This window comes from Gemmatimonas sp. (genome assembly GCF_046594945.1).
Classification (GTDB): domain Bacteria; phylum Gemmatimonadota; class Gemmatimonadetes; order Gemmatimonadales; family Gemmatimonadaceae; genus Gemmatimonas.
Genome location: NZ_JBKJRB010000161.1, coordinates 1 through 3,958, shown reverse-complemented (window position 1 = coordinate 3,958; position 3,958 = coordinate 1). Strand labels below are relative to the sequence as shown.

The window sequence follows — 3,958 nt, the reverse complement described above, 5'->3', positions numbered from 1 at the left end:
GAACGTTAGCCTTTGCGACACCGGAGGGGGTGGTGACGAGCCTGCGAGTCTCCACCCCCGAAGGTGTCTCGACGGACGCGACAGCGGCCGGCGAGCTTTGCGCAAAGGCCCGTGTTCGGTGCTCGCCGGGGTGCCCGATCGGGGTGTTGCCTGGTACACACTCGATGTGTATCCTGCCGCATGCCATCCGTCTCGAGCAAGGATCTGATCCGCGAGCTCAAGGACGACGGGTGGGAGAAGGTTGCTCAGCGGGGCAGCCACGTGCAGTTCAAGCATCCCACCAAGCCAGGCCGGGTGACGGTGCCGCATCCCAAGAAGGATCTCCCGCCCGGAACGGTCGCGAGCATTCGCCGGCAAGCCGGCCTGAGGTGATTCATGGAGCGTTACATCGGCATTCTGCGAAAGACGCGTTCATCGGACTTCGGCGTCGAGTTCCCTGATCTTCCGGGCTGCTTCTCGGCAGGTTCGACCCTCGAAGAGGCCCGCGCGATGGCGAGCGAGGCGCTTCGCCTTCATCTCGATGGATTGGCGGAGGACGGCGAGAACCAGCCCGCACCCAGTGACCTCGACGATGTTGAGAAGGGTCTTCGCGGAAAGCGGGGCGAGGACTTCTACGCGCTGGTCGAGGTCGAAGCTGAGCCCGAGGAACAGAAGGTTGTTCGGGTGAACATCACGCTCGAGGAGAAACTGCTGAAGGAGATCGACTCGGCGGCTTCTCAGGAGGGGATGACGCGGTCTGGCTTCCTTGCGGAAGCGGCGCGACGTTCAATGTCCAAGGCTCGGTCAACCCGCCCAAAGTCCAGGGCTCGCGCACGCCGATCATGAGTCGGCATCGGTGTTTTCACTGATGTTCGAAGTTGGAAAAAGTTCCGGGTTCACAACTGCTTAAAGCACCGAACGAAAGCACTCGCGACATCGGAGGGGCCGGTCGTGGCGAGGCACGAGCCATGCCGGGCCCGGAGATGTCTTTCGGGGCGCAGCCCCGAAAGCTCTGCGCGAGTGCCCGTGTTGGCTGGGCGCCTGCGATCGTGCCCGAGTCCCCGCAGACCTCGCCGATCGACATCGAACATTGTCTCCCGAGTGGTCGGGCGAGTCCAGTGCTTGCGATCTCTGCACAACATCTGCACAATGTCTGTTATGACGACGACCGAACTCACCTGGAGCGCCTTCCTCCGCGAGCCCACATTGGTGGACCCGCTCCTCGCCAAGGGTGACGTTCTGCTCAAGCGTAGGGACGCGGAGCCACTGCGGCTCACGCGGGCGACAGGCGACGACGCTACGCGCGATGCCCTATCTACCGCTGCGCGGTTGCTCGCCCCGGCGGCCGTCGCAGAGGCCAGTGGGAGTTTTGACAGCCAAGTGGATGCCCGACTCCCGTGGACCCGCTTCTTGCCCAGCGACGATCGCAAACAGTTTGTGAAGGACTTTGTCCGAGAGTTCGAGGCGTGCGCTGATCTCGGCGACTTCACGTCACTGGGGAGGCTGCTGCGCGACTGGAAGAACACCGCGTCGCTTCACGCAGAAGGCCTTGCGGACATCCTAAAGCGCCCGATCACGACTGTGGGCGCGCGCGTTCCGCGGCCCAGGAGGTAGCGGTGGCGAAGCGAGGGGATCGGGTCGCGCCCCCGCCGAAGGCGGACGAATGGGAGCTTGTATTCGGCAACAGCGAGGCAGCGAACGGCTGGGAGGAACTCACGCGGCAAGCTGCTGGCCCCACGAGGGACGCCTTTGACGCAATCTCGAAGGACCCGCGCGATACTGCTCGATTGGGTCGCCAGCATCGTTTGAAAGGATCACTCGGCGTCGTGCGTATCGGCGGAGAGGAACTCCAGCAGTGGCAATACGAGGTCACTGCGGGCGGGCGCGTCTGGTATTGCGTCGATGACAAACGCAGGCGGGTAGTCCTCACGTATGCGTCGACACGTCACCCAAAGGCGACCGAATAATTCGGACAACAAATAAGTTGAATCGTCGCGATTAGTTCGATGACGATGTCTCGTCTTCGTCTTTTCGGCTCCCAGCCAACGTTAGCCTTTGCGACACCGTAGGGGGTGGTGGCGAGGTACGAGCCTCCACCCCCGAAGGTGGAGCGACTGGCATGGTCGCAGAACAGGTGGTGAAAGTCCGCTGGGGGCCCTGACGACGGGAACCCCACACCGATGGGCAAAGGGCTCGCACCGCGAGGGGGGTCCAATGGAAGCCGTAGGTGCAACGACGAGCCGAAAACCGTGAAGCACCAATGAAGCTCGCGTCGTGGGTGAGCCGGTCGCGTTCGGCGAAGCCCGGTTGTCGTTCGAACGACGGGAGTAAAGGTGACGGTGACGTCGTGAAGTTCTGCGATCTTACCCGGTGAGATCTCTCGGCCTCCGCCACTCTGGCGGTCGTCGTCAAGGAAACGAGATGACTATGGGACGAGAGAAGTCCGATGGTTTCATTGCACCGAACAGCCGGCGAAAGCCGGAGGCGCCGCGCAAGCGGATAGGGAAGGGAACCACGGCCAACAAACAGACAGGACAGCTCGACCTGCTCGATGGGCCAGCCGCCAGCCTCGAGCCCGCAAGGGCGTCGAGGGTCGACGTCGAAAGGGCGGGACGCTCCCGCCCGTCTCGAATGCCGACGCCGCCGCCGTCGAGCGCGGAGAACACGGTCTTGTCGACGATGTCGATGGAGGCAGTGGCGAATGATCCCGAATGATCACTGATCACCGTCCGCTGGCCACCACGCGAAGCGCGTGTGTGCGGCGATGATTTCGGGAACGGTGATCAGGTGGCGACAGCGGTCGACGACGAGGGCCTCGACCTCGTCGAGGGTTTCGATGAAGCGGTTGGCCGTCGCCTCTTTCACGAGAGGCCAGAGCTTCTCGGCCGGTTGGAGCTCCGGCGAGTACGCGGGCAGAAACAGCGGGTGGATGCCCGTCGGCCAGACGACGTCTTTGCTCTTGTGCCAGCCGGCTCCGTCGAGGACGAGGATGATGCGCTTCGTTTCGCTCGCGCCGACCGCCATCGCGAAATGCGCGAGCGCGATGTTGAAGGTCGGGATGTTGACCGTGGGGAGCAGCAACCACTCCACGTCTCCCGTTGACGGGCGAACGAATCCATACAGGTAGAGCCACTCGTAGCCGAGATGCTGTTTGACGAGAGGCCGATGGCCCTTTTGCGCCCAGATGCGCCTCGTCGTCGGCTTCAATCCGATGCGTGCTTCATCCTGGGCCCAGACCTCGACGGTCGCTTCCGGGACGACGCTCTTGATGTCGTCGATGAGCGGTCCGATCTTTTTTTTAAAGGCCTCCTGGGCCTCCAGGTCGGCGGCGCCGTGCTGCGTTTGCGGTTGCTGAAGCGAGAAGCCGAGTCGCTTCAAGTACCGATAGCCGCTGCGCTGGCCGGCCTGCTTGCCCTTGCGCGCGGTGATCCACGCGCGGACTTTCGGACCGCTCCAGAGCCCGCCGTCAGGCGCCTTGCCGGCGAGCGCCTTCTTCAGCGCCTCGACGTCATCGCTGTTCAGCGTCGGCTCTCGTCCGCGGTTTCCACGTCGCCGGTCTTCGAGACCAAACAGTGTCTCGTCGTTGTAGCGCTTCACCAACTCGCGGACCCACGCTCGCGCCCGGCCCAGTGCGTGGCCCACTCGGGTGAGATCCCAATCCATACTCACCAGCCGGATGGCCTCGATCCGTGTGCGCATCTCGGCGTCGTCGCAGGCCCGTGCCGCGGACTCGAGCTCAGCAGTGGTCAGGTGGGGAGCGAGAGCGATGGGTAGAGCCATCGCTCTCAGGTGATCCATCGGTGATCGACCTTCAAGGGCGCATCGGGATGAGTTCCTGTCTCTGAACGCGGTTCACGTCATTGAGGTCGATTATCCAGACGGAGAAGAGCCGGTCGAGTGGCTTCTGCTCACGACCGAGCCCACGACGACGAGCGCAGAGATTGAATTCGTTGTCGACAGCTACCGTGCCCGCTGGGTG

At 63.4% G+C, this 3,958-nt stretch carries 4 protein-coding genes; 3 read left to right on the top strand and 1 reads right to left on the bottom strand.

Translation table 11 applies throughout. The annotated features are described in order from the left end of the window. Positions 1-180 precede the first annotated feature (180 nt). The 3 genes from ACLL97_RS19220 to ACLL97_RS19210 all read left to right on the top strand — a co-directional run bounded on the left by ACLL97_RS19220 (position 181) and on the right by ACLL97_RS19210 (position 1,593). Complete coding sequence (locus tag ACLL97_RS19220) at positions 181-372, top strand: type II toxin-antitoxin system HicA family toxin (protein WP_411282094.1); 192 nt, start codon at positions 181-183, stop codon at positions 370-372. Between the two features lie 3 nt (positions 373-375). Beyond that, positions 376-825, top strand: a complete 450-nt coding sequence (locus ACLL97_RS19215; protein WP_411282093.1) for a type II toxin-antitoxin system HicB family antitoxin — start codon at positions 376-378, stop codon at positions 823-825. Positions 826-1,137: 312 nt separating this feature from the next. Further along, positions 1,138-1,593 (top strand): hypothetical protein, encoded by a 456-nt coding sequence (locus ACLL97_RS19210; RefSeq protein ID WP_411282092.1) that lies wholly within the window; start codon positions 1,138-1,140, stop codon positions 1,591-1,593. Between the two features lie 1,101 nt (positions 1,594-2,694). Here the strand turns inward: ACLL97_RS19210 and ACLL97_RS19205 are convergent. Next, entirely contained in the window at positions 2,695-3,759 is a 1,065-nt protein-coding gene (locus ACLL97_RS19205) for an IS630 family transposase (RefSeq protein WP_411282091.1), read from the bottom strand. Positions 3,760-3,958: the final 199 nt, after the last annotated feature.